The organism is Pseudomonas sp. 2(2015) (genome assembly GCF_000955865.1).
Taxonomy (GTDB): Bacteria; Pseudomonadota; Gammaproteobacteria; order Pseudomonadales; family Pseudomonadaceae; genus Aquipseudomonas.
The window spans coordinates 687,811-707,266 of record NZ_JYOF01000003.1; the positions used below are offsets into that span (position 1 = coordinate 687,811).

A 19,456-nucleotide genomic window follows, 5' to 3' on the forward strand; every position below is an offset into this window, starting at 1 on the left:
CCGCTTCTTTACAACCAGATACAAGCACAATGCTTTCATCCGCCTGTTGCAACCGGCTAAGCTAAGGCAATGCAACTCCAACAGTGCTGGCTTCGCCGTCACTTTTCATGGTCAAACTGCCCGGAAGTCTCATGCGCAGCCGCCTGTTCTGCCTCGTATCCAGCCTGCTTCTCACTGCCTCGGCAGTGGGTGTCGCCCAGGCCACCGACATCACCCAGCAACGTCAATACTACGATGAAGCCAAACGCGCCCTGGCCAAGGGCGACAAGGGCCCGTACCTGCGTTACGCCGATGCCCTGCGCGATTATCCGTTGACGCCTTACCTGGCCTACGACGAACTCACCGCCCGGCTTAAAACTGCCAGCAACGACGAAATCGAGAAATTCCTCGCCGCCCACGGCGACCTGCCCCAGGCCAACTGGATGAAGCTGCGCTGGTTGCGCTGGCTGGCCGAGCGCGGCGACTGGGCGACCTTCACCAAGTACTACGATCCAAAGCTCAATTTCACCGAGCTGGACTGCCTCAACGGCCAGTACCAGCTCAGCCACGGCCATCGCGCCGAAGGCTTTGCCAGCGCCGAGAAACTCTGGCTGGTCGGCAAGTCGCAACCGGCTGCCTGCGATGCCCTGTTCGAGCGCTGGGCCGCCGAAGGCCAGTTGACCGAGCAAAAGCGCTGGGAGCGCGCCAAGCTGGCGGCCCAAACCCGCAACTACGCGCTGGCCAACACCCTGGTCAAAAGCCTCAACACCCTGGCACCGCAAGGCCGCCTGCTGATCGACGTGGCACAAAAGCCCGAGCTGCTCAACCAGCCCGGGCGCTTCACTCCGGTCAACGAGGCGATGTCCGACGTGGTCAGCCTCGGCCTGCGCCGCCTGGCCCGCCAGGACCCGGAGCGGGCCATGAGCCTGCTCGATGACTACGCCAACCGCATGCATTTCTCCCGCGACGAAAAGGTCGCCATCGCCCGCGAAATCGGCCTGACCCTGGCGCGTCGCTACGACCCGCGGGCGCTGGATCTGATGACCCGCTACGACCCGGAGCTGCGTGACAACACCGTCACCGAATGGCGCCTGCGCCTGCTGCTGCGCCTGGGCCGCTGGGAAGATGCCTACGAGCTGACCAAGCGCCTGCCCCAGGACCTGGCCAGCAGCAACCGCTGGCGCTACTGGCAGGCGCGCAGCCTGGAGCTGGCGCAGCCGAAGAACCCGCAGATCCCGCTGCTGTACAAAACCGTGGCCCGTGAGCGCGACTTCTACGGCTTCCTCGCCGCCGACCGCGCGCAAACCCCCTACCAGTTGAACAACAAGCCGCTGGTACTCAGCCAACAGCTCATCAACAAGGTTCGCAACACCCCTGGGGTCAAACGTGCACTGGAGTTCCATGCCCGCGGGCAGATCGTCGACGGTCGCCGCGAGTGGTATCACGTCAGCCGGCACTTCAACCGTGACGAGATGGTCGCCCAGGCCAAGCTGGCCTATGACATGCGCTGGTACTTCCCGGCCATTCGCACCATCAGCCAGGCCAAGTACTGGGACGACCTGGACATCCGCTTCCCGATGGCCCACCGCGACACCCTGGTGCGCGAGGCCAAGGTGCGCGGCCTGCATTCGAGCTGGGTGTTTGCCATCACCCGCCAGGAAAGCGCGTTCATGGACGATGCCCGCTCAAGCGTTGGCGCCAGTGGCCTGATGCAACTGATGCCGGCCACCGCCAAAGAGACCGCGCGCAAGTTCAGCATCCCGCTGGCCTCGCCGGCGCAGGTGTTCAACCCGGACAAGAACATCCAGCTGGGCGCTGCCTACCTGAGCCAGGTGCACAGCCAGTTCAACGGCAACCGCGTGCTCGCCTCGGCCGCCTACAACGCCGGGCCAGGCCGGGTACGCCAGTGGCTACGGGGCGCCGACCACCTGAGCTTTGACGTTTGGGTCGAGTCGATCCCGTTCGACGAGACACGCCAGTACGTGCAGAACGTGCTGTCGTATTCGGTGATCTACGGGCAAAAGCTCAATTCGCCGCAGCCGCTGGTGGACTGGCATGAGCGGTACTTTGACGATCAGTGATTGATGCCATCGCGGGGCAAGTCCACAGCCGCTCCCACAGCGCAATGTTGTGGGAGCGGCGGTGCGACGCCTCGACTTGCCCCGCGGTAGAAGTCCACAGCCGAACTACTCCAGCACCGTCACTGCCATCCCCACCTCAAGCCTTCCTACCCCATCGGCCACCAGGTTCTGGCCAAACAGCACATCGCCTTCCTTCTGCCGGTAGGTTTGCAAAGTCGCCAGTGGTTCACGGTCCGGGCTGCGTTCGCCGGTCTGCGGGTCGATGGTGGTCATGATGCAGCGCTCGCAGGGCTTGAGCACCCGGAATTCGACCTCGCCGATACGGATGCGCTTCCAGCCATCCTCGGCAAAGGCAGCACTGCCCTCCACCACCAGGTTGGGACGAAAGCGCAGCATCTGCAGCGGCCGCCCGACCTTCGCTACCAGGTCATCCAGCGATGCCTGGCCAATCAGCAGCAAGGGAAAACCATCGGCAAACGCCACACGGTCGCTGTTCAGGCCATACCCACTGGGCAGGAAGCGTGCACGTTGATCGGGCACGTAAACCAGGCGCACGTCCTTGCCGATGAATGCACTAAGCCACTGCGCGGCCGCATCGCCGGCATCGGGTACGCGAAAGGTGTCGCGCCAGATAGTGATACCGCGCAGGTCGTTTTCGGGCTCGGGTACGGCCACATGCAGCGTGGGATGGCCCGGCGCCTCAAGGGTGAGGCTGCCATCGGCGTTGTGCAGCGCGGCCAGCTGAGTCATCTGCGGGTACATGCGCTGGGTCAGGAAGCGCCCGTTGGCGCGCTCCACGAGCAGCCAGCGGCGGTCCCCGCTCAACCCCAGAAGGTCCAGCGAGGAAGTCTGCAGCGCCTCACCGCGCGCTGATTTGAGCGGGTATCGGTACAACGCACTGAGGCGCATCATGACCTGCCTTGTGTCGGTTAAAGCCCTAGCTTATACCGACTCAGGCCGTGGCTTCATCCAGCATCAGCCGCTGGCGCACGACATCGACCAGCTTGTCGGGCTGGAACTTGGACAGGAAGTTGTCGCAGCCGACCTTTTTCACCATCGATTCGTTGAAGCTGCCCGACAGCGACGTGTGCAGCACCACGTACAACGAACGCAGGCGCGGGTCGTTGCGAATTTCAGTGGTCAGGCGGTAGCCGTCCATTTCCGGCATTTCGGCATCGGTGAAAACCATCAGCAGTTTCTCGCAAACATCCTCGCCGGCATCGGCCCAGCCCTTGAGCATTCGCAGCGCCTTGAGGCCATCGCTGGCCACATGCATTTTCACTCCCAGTTGCGACAAGGTGTCGCGCAACTGCGCCAGGGCCACGGTAGAGTCGTCGACCAGTAGCACTTCGCGGCCGCGGGCACGGGCCAGCACCGGGTCTTCGAGCTTGTCGCGCGAGACCTTGGCGCTGTACGGGACGATTTCCGCCAGAACCTTCTCGACGTCGATGATTTCCACCAGTTGCTCGTCGACCTTGCTGATCGCCGTCAGGTAGTGCTGGCGACCGGCGCTGGTCGGCGGCGGCATGATGGCTTCCCAGTTCATGTTGACGATGCGGTCGACGCCGCCGACCAGGAAGGCCTGCACCGAGCGGTTGTATTCAGTGACGATGATGGTGCTGCCCGGGCCTGGCTCCAACGGGCGCATGCCGATGGCCTGGGACAGGTCGATCACCGGCAGGGTCTGGCCGCGCAGGTTGACCACGCCGCAGACGTACGCATGGCGCTGCGGCATCAGGGTCAGCTTGGGCATCTGCAGCACTTCCTGGACCTTGAACACGTTGATCGCGAACAGTTGCCGGCCAGCCAGGCGGAACATCAGGATTTCCAGGCGGTTCTCGCCCACCAGCTGCGTTCTTTGGTCTACCGTGTCGAGAATGCCAGCCATCGAAGAGCCCCCAAGGTGTGTCGAAAATGATCCCAATGGCCCTGTATCGGCCGTTTGCCGCAGAGCTTGACCCTGTGAAGAAAATGCTCCGCAGCCCATTGATGTCATTTTACCATCATGCTTTACTGCGCTCACCTCTCCGCTGTCGCAAACACCCGCAAAGGGTCGTATCGAAAACACCGCATCAGGGAATCCCCTAGTGACAATCGGGTGAGACCTGATGTTCGCAATATCCATTAGCCATTAATGTGACGCCATTCTCATTGCATGAACGGAGTCAGGCTTTTGTCAGCGATCGCCTCATGGTGGCCAGCCCCTGCTCCAGCCTTACGCGCTGGAGCCAAATGATGGCTAACGACGCACTGCACAACAGCGCCCTGCAGGATTTCCTGATCGACGCCCAGGTGCTGCTGACCAAGGCAGAGGAATGCCTGCTGCACCTGCAACTGATCGACAACGATCCGGATGCCTGTCACTGCCTCAACGATACCTTGGCCACCCTGGTAGAACGCGCACAGGCCCTTGGCCTGGTCGAGGTCGCGAGCTACAGCCAGCATCTGCAGGCGCTGTTGGAACCCGCGCAGGCGCAACCGGCATTGCAAGGTGAAGCCCTGCAAGCCCTGGAAAGCTGCCTGACCCTGCTGGCCTGGCAGCTGGAATTGATCGATCCGCACACCGGCCGCCTGAGTCTGGATACCGAGGAACAGGTGCAGTTGCTCGACACCCTGGCCACGGCCCTGAGCCCGCAGGAGGCTCTGGCCTGCGACTCTTGCATCGAAACCCGGCACACTTGCGAACACCCCGCCCCTTCAATGGCTGCGCCCACCAGCGCGAACGCCACTGCACTTTCTTCGCCAACCAGGGGCAACTAAGGGACATAACAATACTGCCCCGGCGAGATTAACCAAGCCTGTGACGAGTGCACACTAAGACCCAACTTAGTGTATTTCCAGGTCTCTCTAATTATCTGCAACAAACATTTCGTTTAATTGATTTCGGGCAAAATCCCAGCCCCGCAAACTGATGGCAAAATGCTAGATTCGAAGACAATCGGAACCGTCGTACCAGCCCGTAAAATCTGGCTATTCAGTCAGTTATCAGAGTTCGCGACCAATTGTATTTGAAGTGATACCATGCGCGCTGATGGACACATGCACCTTACCCGGATCTCCCCAGACACCGCGTGCAGACTTTCATCGCGGTTACCCCGGCGCCGGCATTTAAACGTTATTGAAGGCAATTCGACAAACGCCTCTAGTTCGACCTTTGCAAGGCTTTCAACAGCGATATTTCAGTGGCTTCAATTTCTATGTTCTCAAGCCTCAAGACACTCAAGCGCTGGCACCCCGGAGCCTCTCTGTTGCGCTGGGCAACCGCCCTGCTGTGCCTGGCTTCGGTTGCCGTCAACCTGGCCTTGTACCTGCTTGAGCAACCACTGCCAGGCATCGCCCTGGCCCTGCAACTGGTTGCCCTGTCGAGCATTGCCTGGCAACTGCGCCAGTGGGCGCGCTCGATTGCCCTGCGCCCGGCGGAACTGGCCGACCGCCTGCTCAAAGTGCAGGAAAGCGAACGCCAGCGCCTGAGCCGCGAACTGCACGACGATATCGGCCAGTTGCTGACCGCCGCCAAACTCCAGGCCGACTGGCTCGCGCGCCGCGCTCCGAGCGAGCTGCAGGAGCACTGCAAAACCTTGCGCAGCACCCTGGACGACACCCTGGCCAGCGTGCGCGATGTTTCGGCCATCCTCAACCCAAGACAACTGTCCAGCCTGGGCCTGGAAGCCAGCCTGCGCGCGCACCTGCTGCGCGCCCTGGAAAACACCGAGGTGCACTGGAGCCTGGAATGCCGCCAGCGCCTGGGGGGCTTGCCCGAAGACATGGCGATTGCCGCCTTTCGCATTACCCAAGAGGCGGTGACCAACATCCTGCGTCACGCCAAGGCAAAGAACCTGGTGGTGCGCATTCAGCGCCAGCCCGAAGGCCTGGCGTTGTCGATCAGCGATGACGGCCTGGGCTTTTCGCCGGCCAGCAGCCCAGCCGATGAAGGCCAGCGCGGCATGGCCGGAATGCTCGAGCGCGTCGGCCTGCTCAATGGCACACTGTCGGTCAACAGCCAGCCCGGCCTGGGCACCCAGATCGACGCCCTGTTCCCCTGGCCTGCGCGCACCCTCGAACGCGCCAAGACAAGTAACGTCCCATGACCTGTACATTGCTGTTGGTCGATGACCATTCACTGATTCGCGCAGGTGTGCGCGCGCTGGTGTCCGACATTCCCGGCTATGCCGTGATCGGCGAAGCCAACGACGGCAGCCAGGTGCCGGAACTGGTCATGCAACTGGACCCGGACATCGTCCTGCTGGATATCTCCATGCGCTGCACCAGCGGCCTGGATGCCCTGACCCGCCTGCGCGCCCTGGGCTGTCGCAGCAAGGTGCTGATCCTCTCCATGCACACCGACCCGGAGCTGATCATGCAGGCCCTGGAAAGCGGCGCCCATGGCTACCTGCTCAAAGACACCACCGCCACCGAGCTTGAGCAGGCATTGGCAGCACTGCGCGGCAACGAGCGCTACCTGAGCCCGGCGATTGCCCACACGGTAATCAACCAGGCCCTGCTGCGCGCCCAGTCGGGCAAGCCGGAGACAGCGGAAAAGCACAACCTCACCGCCCGCCAACTGGAAATCCTGCGCCTGATCGTGCGCGGCAAGTCGACCCGGGAAATCGCCCAGGGCCTGGGCTTGAGCATCAAGACCGTGGAAACCCACCGCTCGCAGATCATGAAACGCCTGCAGATCTACGACGTTGCTGGCCTGGTGCTGTTTGCCGTGCGCGAGCAAATCATCAGCCTCGACGACTGAGCAGCGGCGAGTCGACCGGCAGGTGCACGCGCAAGGCCGCGGGCAGCACTTCAAAACGCAGGTTGTCGCCCTGCAGGGGCTCACCATCGAGGTTGATGTCCAGGCCTTGCGAGCTTCTGATCTCGACCCATGGCAAGCGCGCACGGACAAACATGCTGTCCAGCCCCAAGCCATCGCTGAGCAGGCCGCGCAAGGTGCCGACCACTTCCTGGGGTGCCGGCAGGATGCTGATGTCGAGCAAGCCATCATCAACCTGCGCCTGGGGGCACAACGCATGCCCGCCGCCGGCCTGCCGCCCGTTGCCGATGCCCAGCGCCAGCAACTCACCCTGCCACTGGAAATCCGGGCCATGCAGCTCGACCGAGGCTGCGCGCAGCTCGCTGAAGCGCGACAGGCCGGTGAACAGGTAGGCTGCCGCACCCAATACCTTTTTCAGGTCTTCGGAGGTGTTAGCGGTAACCTGGCTGCCGAAACCACCGGTGGCCATGTTCAGGAATACCTGCCCACCCACCTCGCCCAGGTCAATGGCCCGGGCCGGTACTTCCAGCAGCATCAGCGCCTGCGCCGGCTCCAGCGGCACGCCGGCAGCCTTGGCAAAATCGTTGGCGGTGCCCAGCGCCAGCAACACCAGGCTGGCGTCAGCGTCGGCACGCACCATCGCTTCGGCGACATCGCGCAGGGTGCCATCGCCACCCGCGGCCACCAGGTGCGGGTAGCCGGCGGCCAGCGCTTCTTCGACCAGGCGCTGGGCGTCGCCCCCCTCCCAGGTCAGGCGCACGTCCAACTGCCAGCCGCGCTCTCGCATGCCGGTCACCGCAGCACGCACCTCTTCGTTCATGGCCTGCTTGCCATGCAGGATCATCAATGCCTTTTGCTGCGCCATGTGTGCGTTCCCCGATGATTTGAGCGTCGAGTATCTCGACCGTTTCCGGCGTCCCTTTACTGCATTGCAGGTAACGTTTCAGCAGAGTTTCGCATGCCATTCACACAAATATCATTGAAAGCTTCGCCGCCGAGGGGCATCATTCGACAAATATTTGGCCTTCATGGACGATGCCAGTGGCAAAAGTCATTTTATTGACTCATTGCGCAAAAGCCTGCCAGGTTGCTCTGTTTACTTTTGCTGCACTGCCCAGGCAGTGCCCCTGACTCGAGGCTGTGAGATGAGTGTTCTGATCCCTTGCATCATCGCTGGCGGCGCCGGCACCCGCCTGTGGCCGGTTTCGCGCGAAACCATGCCCAAGCCGTTCATGCGCCTGCCCGACGGCCAGAGCCTGCTGCAGAAAACCTTCGCCCGCGCCAGCGGGCTGGCGGACGTTGAGCGGGTTTTGACCGTGACCAACCGCGAGGTGTTTTTCCGCACCCAGGACGAATTCCGCCCACTGAACACCGCCAACCTGGCCCTGGACTACATCCTCGAACCCTTTGGCCGCAACACCGCCGCCGCCATTGCCGCTGCCGCTCTGCACTGCGCCCGGCTGTACGGTGAGGATGCGCAATTGCTGGTGCTGCCAGCCGATCACCTGATCAACGACCTCAGCGCCTTCGACCAGGCCGTCAGCCAGGCCCGCTTGCTGGCTGCCCAGGGCTGGCTGACCACCTTCGGCCTGCTGCCGACCCGTGCTGAAACCGGTTTTGGCTACATCGAAAAAGGCCAGGCCCTGGATGCCCACGGCTTCAGGGTTGCCCGCTTTGTCGAAAAGCCCGACGCCGACACCGCCCAGCAGTACCTCGATGGCGGCCAGCACCTGTGGAATGCCGGGATGTTCTGCATGCGTGTCGACGCCATCCTGCATGAACTGGAACAGCACGCCCCGCAACTGCTGGCGGCGGTCAATCACTGCCTGGCCCTGAGCCCGTGCAAGGAAGGCGCCCGCGAGTGCCAGGTGGAACTGGACCCGGACAGCTTCGCCCTGGTGCCGGACATTTCCATCGACTATGCCGTGATGGAGACCTCGCATCAGGTCGCGGTACTGCCCAGCCAGCTGGGCTGGAGCGATATCGGCAGCTGGGAGGCGGTGCGCGAGCTCAAGGCCGGTGATCATCAAGGCAACCGCTGCACCGGCGAAACCGTGCTGCACGATGTGCACAATTGCTATATCGACTCGCCACGGCGCCTGGTCGGCGCGGTGGGCCTGGACAACCTGATCATCATCGACACCCCCGACGCCCTGCTGATTGCCGATGCCGCGCGCAGCCAGGAGGTCAAGGTGATTGCCCAGCAGCTCAAGCGCCAGGGCCACGACGCGTTCCGCCTGCACCGCACGGTCAACCGCCCGTGGGGCACCTACACGGTGCTCGAGGAAGGCCCGCGGTTCAAGATCAAGCGCATCATGGTCCGCCCCGAGGCTTCGCTGTCGCTGCAGATGCATCATCACCGCAGCGAGCACTGGATCGTGGTCAGCGGCATGGCCTGTGTGACCAATGGTGAAGAGGAATTTCTGCTCGATACCAACGAATCGACCTTCATCAAACCCGGCCGGGTACACCGCCTGACCAACCCGGGGGTGATCGATCTGGTAATGATTGAAGTACAAAGTGGCGAATACCTGGGCGAGGATGACATCGTGCGCTTTACTGATATCTATGGACGCGCCCCGGAGCCAGCCGCAAGCTGATTCCCCCGGCGCGTCCATTTTTATCTGCATGCCGTTACCCGCCTGAACACAGAGGAAAGGGGTCATGCGCGTACTCTGGACACTACCCTACCTGCCCTGGCCCACCACCAGCGGCGGTAAAACCCGGCAATACCACCTGCTGCGCAGCCTGGCGCAGCGGGGTCACCGCATCACCCTGCTGGTGCAATCGAAAATCCCGCCCAGCGACGCGGCCCGACAGGCCTTGGAACCTTTGCTCGAACGCCTGATCGTGCTACCCAGGCGCCCCTTCCACAGCCCCCTGAACCTGCTGGCGGCGATCTACCCCAGCTATCCGATGCGCGCCAGCATCAATGGCCTGGCGCCGCACCTGCGCCACTGCTTCGAGCAATTGCTGGAAGAGCCCTGGGATGTCATCCAGATCGAGCACAGCTACAGCTTCCAGCCGTTCGAAAAGGCCCTGCAGGCTCGCGGGCTGCCATTCGTGCTCAGCGAGCACAACATCGAATCGGTCAATGGCGCCGCTTGCCACGACCGCTTGCCACTGTGGCTGCGACCGTTCAATGCCTTTGATCGCTGGCGTTACCGGCGCTGGGAAAACCGCGTGCTCAGCCAGGCCCATGAAGTGGTAGCGGTCAGCCCAACCGACGCCGAACACATCAGCCAGGCGACCGGCGCTGCGGTGTCGGTGGTGATCAATGGCGTGGATTGCGCGCATTACCAGGATATCCAGCCGTCGCTGTGCAGCCAGCGCCTGCTGTTCGTCGGCAATTTCGAATACGGCGCCAACCTTGAAGCCATCGAATGGGCGCTGGAAGACATTCTGCCGCAAGTCTGGTTGAGCAACCCCGCGGTACGCCTGGCCGTGGTTGGCCACGCCTTGCCGCCCAGCTGGAAACTGCGCTGGAGCGACCCGCGAATCGAATGGATTGGTTACCTGCCTGACCTGCGCGAACTGCAACGCAACTCGGCGATCTTCTTTGCGCCGCTACGTTATGGCGGCGGCTCGAAGATCAAGATACTGGAAGCCATGGCCGCCGGGCTGCCGGTGGTAACCACAGCCAAAGGCGTGTCAGGCCTGCAGGTGACCCATGGCGAGCACTACCTGGCCAGTGACGACGGCGACCAGCTGGCGCTGATGATTAACCAACTGCTCAATCAGCCCTGGCGCCTGCGCCAGCTGTCGCAAGCGGCGCGGGAGTTTGTCTGCAGCCGCCACGACTGGAGCATCGCCGCTGCCCAGCTGGAAAGCGTGCATGCGCGCCCCAGCCTGCGCGCGCCGAGCGGTGCCACCCTGGTGGGCGACACCCTGCTCAGCCGTTCAACCAAGTAGCTCGCTCAAGGGAATGAACTGCACGATATCGCCCTTGCCCGGGGTCTGGCCCTCACGGACTTCGACCAGGCCCTCGGCCCAGGCGGCGCTGCGCAGCACGCCCGAACTCTGGTTCTTGTAGATCAATGCGCTGCCCTGCTCCAGTCGCCCGCGCAGGTATTCGCGGCGCGTGCCAGCCTTGGGCCAGTCGAACCCGGCCGGCACCGCGAACTGCAGCGGCGTGACCTCGGTAACGCCCTGGCGGCGCAACAGGTAGGGCCGGGTCAGCAGGCCGAAGGTCACCAGGGTCGAAGCCGGGTTACCCGGCAAGCCAATGACCGGCACGCCCTTGTAATGACCGAAGGTCAGCGGCTTGCCCGGCTTGATTGCCAGCTTCCACAGCGACAGTTCGCCCTCTTCACGCAGGGCGATGCCCAGGTAATCGGCCTCGCCCACCGAAACACCGCCAGTGGAAAGGATCAGGTCGACGCCCTGCAGGGCAGCCAGGCAGTTGCGGGTTTTCTCCAGGTCATCGGCCAGAATGCCAGCGTCGATCACCTCACAGCCCAGGCGTTGCAGCCAGCTGCCGAGCAGCCGCCGGTTGCTGTTGTAGATCTGCCCGGGCCCCAGGGGCAAGCCGGGCTCGACCAGTTCGTCGCCGGTCGACAGCACAGCGACCTTGACCCGCCGCACGACGGTCAGCTCGGCGCACCCCAAGGAAGCTGCCAGGCCCAGCTCGATCGGCCCCAGGCGCGTACCCGCGGCCAAAACCGCCTCGCCAGCGCGGGTTTCCTGCCCTTGCGGGCGAATGTTCTGACCGACGCGCAGCGCCTCGGTAAAGCGCACGCGCTGATCGTCCAGGACGTCGGCGTTTTCCTGCATCTCAACGCAATCCGCCCCCACCGGCACCGGCGCCCCGGTAAAGATCCGCGCACAGGTACCCGGCTGCAACGGCTCGGGTGAATGCCCGGCGAATACCCGCTGGCTGACCGTCAAGGGCTCGCCCGTCCAGTCGGCCAGGCGCAGCGCGTAGCCGTCCATGGCGCTGTTGGGCCAGGGCGGCAGGTCGAGGCTCGAGACCAGCTCATGTGCCAGCACGCGGCCCTCGGCGTCGGCCAGGGCGACCTGCTCGGTAGCGGTGATAGGCGCGGCTTCGGCCAGCGCCAGCAGTTTTGCCAGGGCTTCTTCGACCGGCATCAGTTGAGTGTGCATGGGCGCCTCAACCACGGCTTTCGCAGGGCGCGGCCTGCTTGAGGTGGGTGACGAAGTTGCACGGGCGATGACGGGCGTCGAGCTGCTCGGCAAGGATGCCGTCCCAGCCGGTGCGCACGGCGTTGGTCGAGCCCGGCAGGCAACACACCAGGGTGCCGTTGGCCAGCCCGGCCAGGGCCCGGGACTGCACGGTGGAGGTACCGATATCGGCCAGGGAGATATGCCGGAACAGCTCGCCAAAGCCATCGACTTGCTTGTCCAGCAGGCAGGCCACGGCTTCCGGGGTGCTATCGCGCCCGGTAAAGCCGGTACCGCCGGTGATCAGCACCACCTGCACCTGCTCATCGGCGATCCAGGTGGCGACCTGGGCGCGAATCTTGTACAGATCGTCCTTGAGCAGCACCCGCGCCGCCAGAGCGTGGCCGGCCTCGCTCAGGCGGTCGACGAACACCTGGCCGGAGGTGTCGGTTTCCAGGGTGCGGGTATCGCTGACCGTCAGGACGGCAATGTTCAGCGGCACGAAAGGTACATCTGCCTTGGCTTTCATGGGACCTTGAATCCATTGATAGGAACGAATGAGCGGTGTTATATCACAGCCCTGCCTGCCTCGCGCCCGCCAGCGGCCCAGGCATTGTTGCCGGTCAATAATGCTAGATTGCCGCTATGCTGAAATCTGCATGGAACTTGCGCAGGCGCCATGCGTCTCAAGAAACATTACGCACCATCCTTTACTGGAGAAACACAATGATTCAACGGACTCTTCCCGCTTTCCTGCTCGCCCTGGGTCTTGGCACTCTGGCTGGCTGCGCTTCGCCGACCGTCATTACCCTGAACGACGGCCGCGAAATCCAGGCGGTCGATACTCCGCAATACGACGAAGACTCGGGCTTCTACGAATTCGAACAACTGGACGGCAAGCGCACCCGCATCAACAAGGACCAGGTCCGCACCGTCAAGGACCTGTGAGCTGATCGACAGGCCGCCTCTGGGGGCTTGTCGAGGAGAAGATTTTGAGTAATATTTTCTCCATCGGAGTGTAGCGCAGCCAGGTAGCGCGTCTCGTTCGGGACGAGAAGGCCGCAGGTTCGAATCCTGTCTCTCCGACCACTTTACTCAGCAAAAAGCCCGCCCTCGCGCGGGCTTTTTCGTGCCTGGCAGACGAGCAGCAGTGGCCAGCATTGCGCGGCGGCGACGCTGCCAGCAGAATGCGCGCCTTTTTGAACATTAAGGTTGATTCACATGCGTAAGACTCTTGCCGCCCTGACCCTGGGCCTTTTGTGCGCACAAGGCGCCATGGCCGGTGATGGCCAGACCGCTGTAGGCGGTGGCCTGGGTGGTGTTCTGGGTAACGTGGTCGGGCAGAAGCTTGGCGGCAGCACCGGTGCGGCCATTGGTGCCGGCGTCGGCGGCGCGGCAGGCAGTGCCATGGGCGCGAAAAAAGGCAACAAGACCAAGGCGGCCATTGGTGGTGGCCTGGGTTCGGCCGGTGGCTCGCTGGTCGGCGGCAAGCTCGGTGGCAGCACCGGCTCGGCAATTGGCGCAGGCCTGGGCGGCGCGGCTGGTGGTGCGTTGGGTAACAACCTGGCGGACAGTCATCGCAAGAAACGCCACTGATCCGCAACCGAGTAGCCGGCGATATTTTTGCCAGGCCAGAAACAAACAAGCCCCTGAACAGGGGCTTGTTTGTTTCTGGCAAAGCGAAAGCTTACAGCGCAGGCTCAGCCTGTACCGCAGCCGCTTCTTCCGGCAGCACCGGAACGTACAGCAGGTTCAGACGCGAACTGCTCCACTCACGGGTCTTGTTGGTCAGCTCAAGGTTGTTGTTGAGCTTCTGGCCGTAGGTCGGCACGATCTCCTTCAGCTTGGCCTGCCACTCAGGAGTCTTGATGCGATCCTTAAAGGTCTTTTCCAGCACGCTCAGCATGATCGGCGCAGCGGTCGAAGCACCTGGCGAGGCACCCAGCAGTGCGGCGATGGTGCCATCCTGGGCAGCAACGACTTCGGTACCGAACTGCAGGATGCCGCCGTGCTCAGGGTCCTTCTTGATCACCTGGACGCGTTGACCGGCCTGCAGCAGTTTCCAGTCTTCGTTCTTGGCGTTCGGGAAGTACTCGCGCAGGGCCGCCATGCGGTCATCGAAGCTCAGCATCAACTGACCCATCAGGTAGGTGCTCAGGTCGATGTTGTCGATACCGGCGTGGGTCATCGGCATGATGTTGTGGGTGGTCAGCGCAGCGAACATGTCCAGCAGCGAGCCGTTCTTCAGGAACTTGGTCGAGAAGGTGGCGAACGGGCCGAACAGCAGCACTTCCTTGCCGTCGATCACGCGGGTGTCCAGGTGCGGAACCGACATTGGCGGCGCACCCACCGAAGCCTTGCCGTACAGCTTGGCTTTGTGACGGGCAACGATGTCCTGGTTGTCGGTCATCAGGAACTGGCCACCGACCGGGAAGCCGGCATAGCCGTCAGCTTCAGGGATGCCCGATTTCTGCAGCAGCTTCAGCGCGCCACCACCGGCACCGATGAAGACGAACTTGGCCTTGATGCTGCTCTCGACGCCCTTGTTGGCCAGGTCAGCAACGACCACGGTCCAGGTGTTGTCGGCGTTACGGACGATGTCACGGACTTCGTGCTGGACGTGCAGCTTGACGTTGTCGTGCTTGGTCAGCGAGGCGAACAGCTGGCGGGTGATCTCGCCGAAGTTGACGTCGGTGCCGATCGGCATGCGGGTGGCGGCGATCTTCTGGTCGGCAGCGCGGCCTTCCATCACGATCGGTACCCACTTCTTGATCTGCTCGTGGTCTTCGGAGTACTCCATGCCACGGAACAGCGAGCTGTGCTGCAGGGCCTCATGACGCTTCTTGAGGAACTCGACGTTCTTGTCGCCCCAGACGAAGCTCATGTGCGGCACGTTATTGATGAACGAGGTCGGGTTGCTCAGCACTTTCTGCTCGACCTGGTAGGCCCAGAACTGCTTGGAGATCTCGAACTGCTCGTTGACGCCAACGGCCTTGCTGATGTCGATCTTGCCGTCGGCACCTTCGCTGGTGTAGTTCAGCTCGCAGAACGCGGAGTGACCGGTACCGGCGTTGTTCCAGGCGTTGGAGCTTTCTTCGGCGACCTTGTCCAGGCGCTCGTAGATGTCGATCGACCAACCGGGCTCCAGCTCATTGAGGTAGGTACCCAGGCTTGCACTCATGATGCCGCCGCCGATCAGCAGCACGTCTACGGTTTTCTCGGGCTCACTGGGCTTGGAGCAACCGATGACACTCAGGCACAGGAGCGTCAGCAGGATTTTTTTCATAGTTCAATCCAATTGAAGTGAAGTAATTGGCAATGACCGCAGGTCCCGTAGTGCACGCCCGGATTCTTGTTGTTGCTCGCGCAGTCCAAGGCTTAGCGTAGCTGGTGCTCGGGCAATCGGCCCGGACACCCGCGCACTGGATGGCGGCTGGGGTTGTTCGATGGATCGGGAACGGTCGTCACGCCAGACGCGGGGCATGGCCGCCGCTGTCAGGGTGGGTCGCCTTAAAGCAGGAAGCGGGCCAACTTTTACAAGACCAACGGCTAATAGCTAGGACGTGTCGTCGCACCCCAACTTTAACGGTTTAGCTGGCGACAATCCGCCACATTGCCAGGCCTTTACCGCTGGATGTGGCGGATTTCCCCCGCTTTTGCTCAAGCACTCAGGCGCGCAGTGACCTCCCCCAACTGCCCGGACAAGCCGTGCAAGTGCTGCCCGGCCTGCTCGGTCTGCTGCACCGCCTGCTGGTTGGTGGTGGCAATCCGGGTGATTTCCACCAGGTTGCGCGAGATGTCTTCGGCAACACTGGTCTGTTCTTCCGCCGCCGTGGCGATCTGCCGGTTCATGTCGCGGATAGCCTCGACGGCAACGGTGATGCGCTGCAGCATCTGCCCGGCCTGCTGCACCTGCTCGGCGCCCTCCTCGCTGCGCTGCTGGCCGCTCTCGATGGCTTTTACCGCCGCCACGGCGCCGGACTGCACGGCGCTGATGATCTGGTTGATCTCGGCAATCGACGCGGCCGTACGCTGGGCCAGGCTGCGCACCTCATCGGCGACCACGGCAAAGCCGCGTCCGGCCTCACCGGCCCGTGCCGCCTCGATGGCGGCGTTGAGCGCCAGCAGGTTGGTCTGCTCGGCAATCGCGCGGATCACTTCCAGCACCTTGCCGATGCGGTCGCTGTCGGCTTCCAGATGGCGAATCACCTTGGCGGTGTCGGCAATTTCCTGGTTGACCCCGGCAATGGTGGCAATGGTTGCCTGCATCACCTGCTCGCCGGCCTGGGCGCTGTGGTCGGCTTCATCGGCGGCGCGCGCGGCGTCGGCGGCATGGCGGGCGACTTCCTGGGCGGTCGCCGACATTTCATGCATGGCCGTAGCGACCTGGTCGGTACGCTGGAACTGGTCATCGGTGCCGCGGGCCATGTTGCCGGCAATGCCGCGCAGCTCGCCGCTGGCGCTTTCCAGCTCACCGGCATTGCGCTGCAGGCGGCTGAAGGTGTCGGCAAGAAAGTCGCGCAGAGTATTGGCCGCCACCGCCAGCCGCCCCAGCTCATCCTGGCGATCGCTGGCGACCCGCGCGGCGAAGCGCCCCTGGCTCAACTGCGCGACATAATCGATCAAGCCACGGATCGGCTCGATCAGGCTGCGGTTGACCAGCCACAGACTGAACAGCCCGACCAGCAACGCCGAGCCGAACATCACCAGCAGCCCCAGCCAGACCGTACGCTCTGCAGACTGGTTGATGGTCTGGGCACGCGCTTGGGCATCGCTGCGCAACTGGCTGACCAACTCACTCATTTGCTCGCTGGCAGCGCGGTCAACACCTTTGACTGCCTGATCGCCTACAACAGGATCAGCGCCCGCCGCCAGAAACGCCTGACGCCCCTGTGCGTAAGCCTGACCCAACTGTCGGTGGCTGGCCTTGAGTTGCTCGGCACGGCCCTTGAGCGGCTGCTCGCTGCGGGCGATCAACTGGTCAAGGATGCCCTGCACCTGCTGCTCACGGGCCAGGAACTGCTGCCAGTACTTGTCCAGCTCAGCGGGCTGCTTGCCGCGCAGCAGCACGTTCTTCCACTCCTGGACCTGGACCTTGAACTGCAGGTTGGCTTCATCGATCAACTGCGACGCCTGCAATGGCCCGTCGATCAGCTGGCCGTAGCCGCGCACGCTGGAGGACAACAACTGAAAGCACACCAGGGCGATCAGCAGGATCGCCGCCAGGCTGCCGCCGAGCAGGGCGAGAATTTGCACTCTGAGGGATTTACGCAACATCGAAAGAAGTCCCGGAACAAGGAATAAGGGAGCGGCGCCACTCGGCGCCAACCAGGCAAAGACGTCCCTGTCCTCGTTCACTGGCCACTGACGGCAGGCCAAAAAAAAGCTGCCATCGATCGATAGCAGCCAGGTTCGAGCATTACGCAACAGCTGGAACAGATAGTCTCAAGGGATTGCTACAGAAATGTGACAGTCTGTAGGACGCTGTCACATTTCCGTCACGTTATTGAATTGCAACGCCGCCAGCCGTGCATACAAGGGGCTCTGGGCAATCAACTGGCGATGCGTGCCGATGGCCACCAGCCGGCCCTGATCAATCACCGCAATGCGGTCGGCATGCTGCACCGTGGCCAGGCGATGGGCGATCACCAGGGTGGTGCGCCCGCTCATCAGGGTCGGCAGCGCCTGCTGGATCAAATGCTCGCTCTGCGCGTCGAGGGCGCTGGTGGCTTCGTCCAGCAACAGAATCGGTGCATCCACCAGCAAGGCCCGGGCAATCGCCAGGCGCTGGCGTTGACCGCCCGAGAGGCCAAGGCCGGCGTCACCCAAGTGAGTCTGATAGCCCTTGGGCAACTGCAAGATGAACTCATGGGCATGGGCGCTGCGGGCAGCAGCCTCGACCTGTTCGGCCGTGGCATCGGCGCGCCCGTAGCGGATGTTGTCCTCCACCGTGCCAAAGAACAGCGCCGGGTTCTGCGCTACCAGGGCGAAGTGGCGGCGCAGGTCCTGCGGATCGAGGCACCTGATGTCCTGACCATCAAGCAGGATGCGCCCTTGCTGCGGGTCGTAAAAACGCAGTAACAGGTCGAACAGGGTCGACTTGCCCGCCCCCGACGGCCCGACCAGGGCCAGGGTTTCGCCGGGCTCGACAGTAAGCTTCAGGTCATTGATGGCCGGCGATGTTGGCCGTGATGGATAAGCAAAACGGATGCCCTGCAACTCGACCCGGCCACTGACCCGCGGCGCCGAGCGCTGCAGGTCAGCAGGCGCGACTATCTCGCTGCGCGCTGCCAGCAGCTCGGCAATCCGCTCGCCGGCACCGGCAGCGCGCTGCAGCTCGCCAATCACTTCGCTGAGGGTGCCGAAGGCGCTGCCGACGATCAGGCTGTAGAACACGAAGGCGGCCAGCTCACCGCCGGAAATACGCCCGGCGATCACGTCCATGCCACCGACCCAGAGCATTACCCCGACCGCCCCGAGCACCAGCACGATCACCAGGGTGATCAGCCAGGCGCGCTGGAGGATGCGTTTGCGCGCCACCTCAAAGGCCGCCTCGACCGTGGCGCCGAAGCGCTGCTGGTCGCTGGACTGGTGGTTGTAGGCCTGCACGGTCTTGATCTGGCCGAGGGTCTCGGCCACATAGCTGCCGACGTCGGCGACCCGGTCCTGGCTCTGCCGCGACAGGTTGCGCACCCGGCGGCCGAAAATCAGGATCGGTGCCAGCACCAGCGGCAAGGCCAGCACCACGATGCTGGTGAGCTTGGGGTTGGTGACAAACAGCAGGACGATGCCGCCCAGCACCATCAGCGCGTTGCGCAGGAACAGCGACAGCGACGAGCCGATCACCGATTGCAGCAAGGTTGTGTCGGCGGTCAGCCGCGACTGGATCTCCGAACTGCGGTTACTTTCGAAAAAACCCGGGTGCAGGTAGATCAGATGATCGAACACCTGCTGGCGGATATCGGCCACACAGCGTTCGCCAATCCACGACACCAGGTAGAAGCGGCTGAAGGTACCGATCGCCAGGGCCAGCACCAACAGCAGGAACAGGCCGATGGACTGGTTGAGCAGGTGCGGCGACTGGGTCATGAAGCCCTGGTCCACCAGCAGGCGAATACCCTGGCCCATGGACAGGGTAATCGCTGCGGTAACGATGAGTGCCAGCAAGGCCAGCAGCGCCTGCGTGCGGTAAGGACGGATAAAACGCCAGCCCAGGCGCAGGGCCTGGCGCTGGCGTGAAGAAAACCGGTTAAGCATGGAGTACGCCGTTTGTCCGCTATTTACAGCAGCCTACACCGGACCGTTGATCAAGCGCCAAGGAACTGCGGGCAATGATTGGGCGTCGGAACCAGAACCTGGGCATATAAGACCCAGGCCACAGCCGGCTAGACCGTTTCGGTCTAAAGTACTACTGGAGGTTTACTCGGCTTTCTGATGGACTGGACACGTCGCACAGTGATAACCGAAGGAGCTGTCACAGGCCGGTCACGAGGCGATTCTAGTCTGAGCTTGC

16 protein-coding genes and 1 tRNA gene are annotated in these 19,456 nt (G+C 63.0%); 9 read left to right on the top strand and 8 right to left on the bottom strand.

Translation table 11 applies throughout. From position 1 onward, the window contains the following. The first annotated feature begins 131 nt into the window (after positions 1–131). Entirely contained in the window at positions 132–2,060 is a 1,929-nt protein-coding gene (locus UB48_RS06055) for a transglycosylase SLT domain-containing protein (RefSeq protein WP_045194921.1), read from the top strand. 105 nt (positions 2,061–2,165) lie between these two features. On the opposite strand, the gene UB48_RS06060 is transcribed toward UB48_RS06055, so the two are convergent. Together UB48_RS06060 and UB48_RS06065 are read right to left on the bottom strand one after the other, a co-directional pair. Continuing rightward, the gene (locus UB48_RS06060) at positions 2,166–2,972 is read right to left on the bottom strand and encodes an MOSC domain-containing protein (RefSeq protein ID WP_082075398.1); all 807 of its coding nucleotides are present in this window, start codon (positions 2,970–2,972) and stop codon (positions 2,166–2,168) included. Positions 2,973–3,012: 40 nt separating this feature from the next. Continuing rightward, positions 3,013–3,948 carry a chemotaxis protein CheV gene (locus UB48_RS06065; RefSeq protein WP_038994319.1) on the bottom strand — a complete coding sequence of 312 codons (936 nt, stop codon included), beginning with the start codon at positions 3,946–3,948 and terminating at the stop codon, positions 3,013–3,015. Between the two features lie 347 nt (positions 3,949–4,295). Here UB48_RS06065 and UB48_RS06070 point away from each other — a divergent pair, with 347 nt between their 5' ends. The 3 genes from UB48_RS06070 (at position 4,296) to UB48_RS06080 (ending at position 6,804) form a co-directional block, all read left to right on the top strand. Next, the gene (locus UB48_RS06070; protein WP_082075399.1) at positions 4,296–4,820 is read left to right on the top strand and encodes a histidine kinase; all 525 of its coding nucleotides are present in this window, start codon (positions 4,296–4,298) and stop codon (positions 4,818–4,820) included. Between the two features lie 437 nt (positions 4,821–5,257). Next, positions 5,258–6,148: a sensor histidine kinase gene (locus UB48_RS06075; protein ID WP_045194932.1), complete on the top strand. Its 891-nt coding sequence runs from the start codon at positions 5,258–5,260 to the stop codon at positions 6,146–6,148. Continuing rightward, on the top strand, positions 6,145–6,804 hold the full coding sequence (locus tag UB48_RS06080; RefSeq protein WP_045194934.1) for a response regulator transcription factor: 660 nt from the start codon (positions 6,145–6,147) through the stop codon (positions 6,802–6,804). The genes UB48_RS06075 and UB48_RS06080 overlap by 4 nt, the downstream gene beginning before the upstream one ends. Here UB48_RS06080 and yegS read toward each other — a convergent pair. Further along, positions 6,788–7,687 carry a lipid kinase YegS gene (gene yegS, locus UB48_RS06085; protein WP_045194936.1) on the bottom strand — a complete coding sequence of 300 codons (900 nt, stop codon included), beginning with the start codon at positions 7,685–7,687 and terminating at the stop codon, positions 6,788–6,790. The two genes, UB48_RS06080 and yegS, sit on opposite strands and share 17 nt — an antisense overlap. Before the next feature lie 280 nt (positions 7,688–7,967). Between yegS and UB48_RS06090 the strand changes: the two genes are divergently transcribed. Both UB48_RS06090 and UB48_RS06095 read left to right on the top strand, forming a co-directional pair. After that, on the top strand, positions 7,968–9,422 hold the full coding sequence (locus UB48_RS06090) for a mannose-1-phosphate guanylyltransferase/mannose-6-phosphate isomerase (RefSeq protein ID WP_045194938.1): 1,455 nt from the start codon (positions 7,968–7,970) through the stop codon (positions 9,420–9,422). Positions 9,423–9,486: 64 nt separating this feature from the next. Next, positions 9,487–10,734, top strand: a complete 1,248-nt coding sequence (locus tag UB48_RS06095; protein ID WP_045194940.1) for a glycosyltransferase family 4 protein — start codon at positions 9,487–9,489, stop codon at positions 10,732–10,734. Here the strand turns inward: UB48_RS06095 and glp are convergent. Further along, complete coding sequence (gene glp / locus UB48_RS06100) at positions 10,723–11,925, bottom strand: gephyrin-like molybdotransferase Glp (protein ID WP_045194942.1); 1,203 nt, start codon at positions 11,923–11,925, stop codon at positions 10,723–10,725. The two genes, UB48_RS06095 and glp, sit on opposite strands and share 12 nt — an antisense overlap. A 7-nt stretch (positions 11,926–11,932) precedes the next feature. After that, positions 11,933–12,472, bottom strand: a complete 540-nt coding sequence (gene moaB, locus UB48_RS06105; RefSeq protein WP_045194944.1) for a molybdenum cofactor biosynthesis protein B — start codon at positions 12,470–12,472, stop codon at positions 11,933–11,935. A gap of 197 nt (positions 12,473–12,669) precedes the next feature. Between moaB and UB48_RS06110 the strand changes: the two genes are divergently transcribed. The 3 genes from UB48_RS06110 to UB48_RS06120 all read left to right on the top strand — a co-directional run bounded on the left by UB48_RS06110 (position 12,670) and on the right by UB48_RS06120 (position 13,539). Next, positions 12,670–12,891, top strand: a complete 222-nt coding sequence (locus UB48_RS06110; protein ID WP_010223359.1) for a YgdI/YgdR family lipoprotein — start codon at positions 12,670–12,672, stop codon at positions 12,889–12,891. 64 nt (positions 12,892–12,955) lie between these two features. Then, positions 12,956–13,032, top strand: a tRNA-Pro gene (locus UB48_RS06115). Positions 13,033–13,164: 132 nt separating this feature from the next. Continuing rightward, positions 13,165–13,539 carry a bacteriocin gene (locus UB48_RS06120; RefSeq protein ID WP_038994310.1) on the top strand — a complete coding sequence of 125 codons (375 nt, stop codon included), beginning with the start codon at positions 13,165–13,167 and terminating at the stop codon, positions 13,537–13,539. 91 nt (positions 13,540–13,630) lie between these two features. Here the strand turns inward: UB48_RS06120 and mqo are convergent, their stop codons facing one another. The 3 genes from mqo to UB48_RS06135 all read right to left on the bottom strand — a co-directional run bounded on the left by mqo (position 13,631) and on the right by UB48_RS06135 (position 19,200). Beyond that, the gene (gene mqo, locus UB48_RS06125) at positions 13,631–15,229 is read right to left on the bottom strand and encodes a malate dehydrogenase (quinone) (protein WP_045194946.1); all 1,599 of its coding nucleotides are present in this window, start codon (positions 15,227–15,229) and stop codon (positions 13,631–13,633) included. A 374-nt stretch (positions 15,230–15,603) separates the two neighbouring features. Then, a complete protein-coding gene (locus UB48_RS06130; protein ID WP_045194948.1) occupies positions 15,604–17,220 on the bottom strand; it encodes a methyl-accepting chemotaxis protein in 1,617 nt (538 codons plus the stop codon). A gap of 210 nt (positions 17,221–17,430) precedes the next feature. After that, on the bottom strand, positions 17,431–19,200 hold the full coding sequence (locus tag UB48_RS06135) for an ABC transporter transmembrane domain-containing protein (protein WP_045194950.1): 1,770 nt from the start codon (positions 19,198–19,200) through the stop codon (positions 17,431–17,433). Positions 19,201–19,456 lie beyond the last annotated feature (256 nt).

Coding starts and splice junctions, on each gene's coding strand:
- UB48_RS06055 (WP_045194921.1), top strand. CDS start 132: ATGCGCAGCCGCCTGTTCTGCCTCGTATCCAGCCTGCTTCTCACTGCC.
- UB48_RS06060 (WP_082075398.1), bottom strand. CDS start 2,972: ATGATGCGCCTCAGTGCGTTGTACCGATACCCGCTCAAATCAGCGCGC.
- UB48_RS06065 (WP_038994319.1), bottom strand. CDS start 3,948: ATGGCTGGCATTCTCGACACGGTAGACCAAAGAACGCAGCTGGTGGGC.
- UB48_RS06070 (WP_082075399.1), top strand. CDS start 4,296: ATGGCTAACGACGCACTGCACAACAGCGCCCTGCAGGATTTCCTGATC.
- UB48_RS06075 (WP_045194932.1), top strand. CDS start 5,258: ATGTTCTCAAGCCTCAAGACACTCAAGCGCTGGCACCCCGGAGCCTCT.
- UB48_RS06080 (WP_045194934.1), top strand. CDS start 6,145: ATGACCTGTACATTGCTGTTGGTCGATGACCATTCACTGATTCGCGCA.
- yegS (WP_045194936.1), bottom strand. CDS start 7,687: ATGGCGCAGCAAAAGGCATTGATGATCCTGCATGGCAAGCAGGCCATG.
- UB48_RS06090 (WP_045194938.1), top strand. CDS start 7,968: ATGAGTGTTCTGATCCCTTGCATCATCGCTGGCGGCGCCGGCACCCGC.
- UB48_RS06095 (WP_045194940.1), top strand. CDS start 9,487: ATGCGCGTACTCTGGACACTACCCTACCTGCCCTGGCCCACCACCAGC.
- glp (WP_045194942.1), bottom strand. CDS start 11,925: ATGCACACTCAACTGATGCCGGTCGAAGAAGCCCTGGCAAAACTGCTG.
- moaB (WP_045194944.1), bottom strand. CDS start 12,472: ATGAAAGCCAAGGCAGATGTACCTTTCGTGCCGCTGAACATTGCCGTC.
- UB48_RS06110 (WP_010223359.1), top strand. CDS start 12,670: ATGATTCAACGGACTCTTCCCGCTTTCCTGCTCGCCCTGGGTCTTGGC.
- UB48_RS06120 (WP_038994310.1), top strand. CDS start 13,165: ATGCGTAAGACTCTTGCCGCCCTGACCCTGGGCCTTTTGTGCGCACAA.
- mqo (WP_045194946.1), bottom strand. CDS start 15,229: ATGAAAAAAATCCTGCTGACGCTCCTGTGCCTGAGTGTCATCGGTTGC.
- UB48_RS06130 (WP_045194948.1), bottom strand. CDS start 17,220: ATGTTGCGTAAATCCCTCAGAGTGCAAATTCTCGCCCTGCTCGGCGGC.
- UB48_RS06135 (WP_045194950.1), bottom strand. CDS start 19,200: ATGCTTAACCGGTTTTCTTCACGCCAGCGCCAGGCCCTGCGCCTGGGC.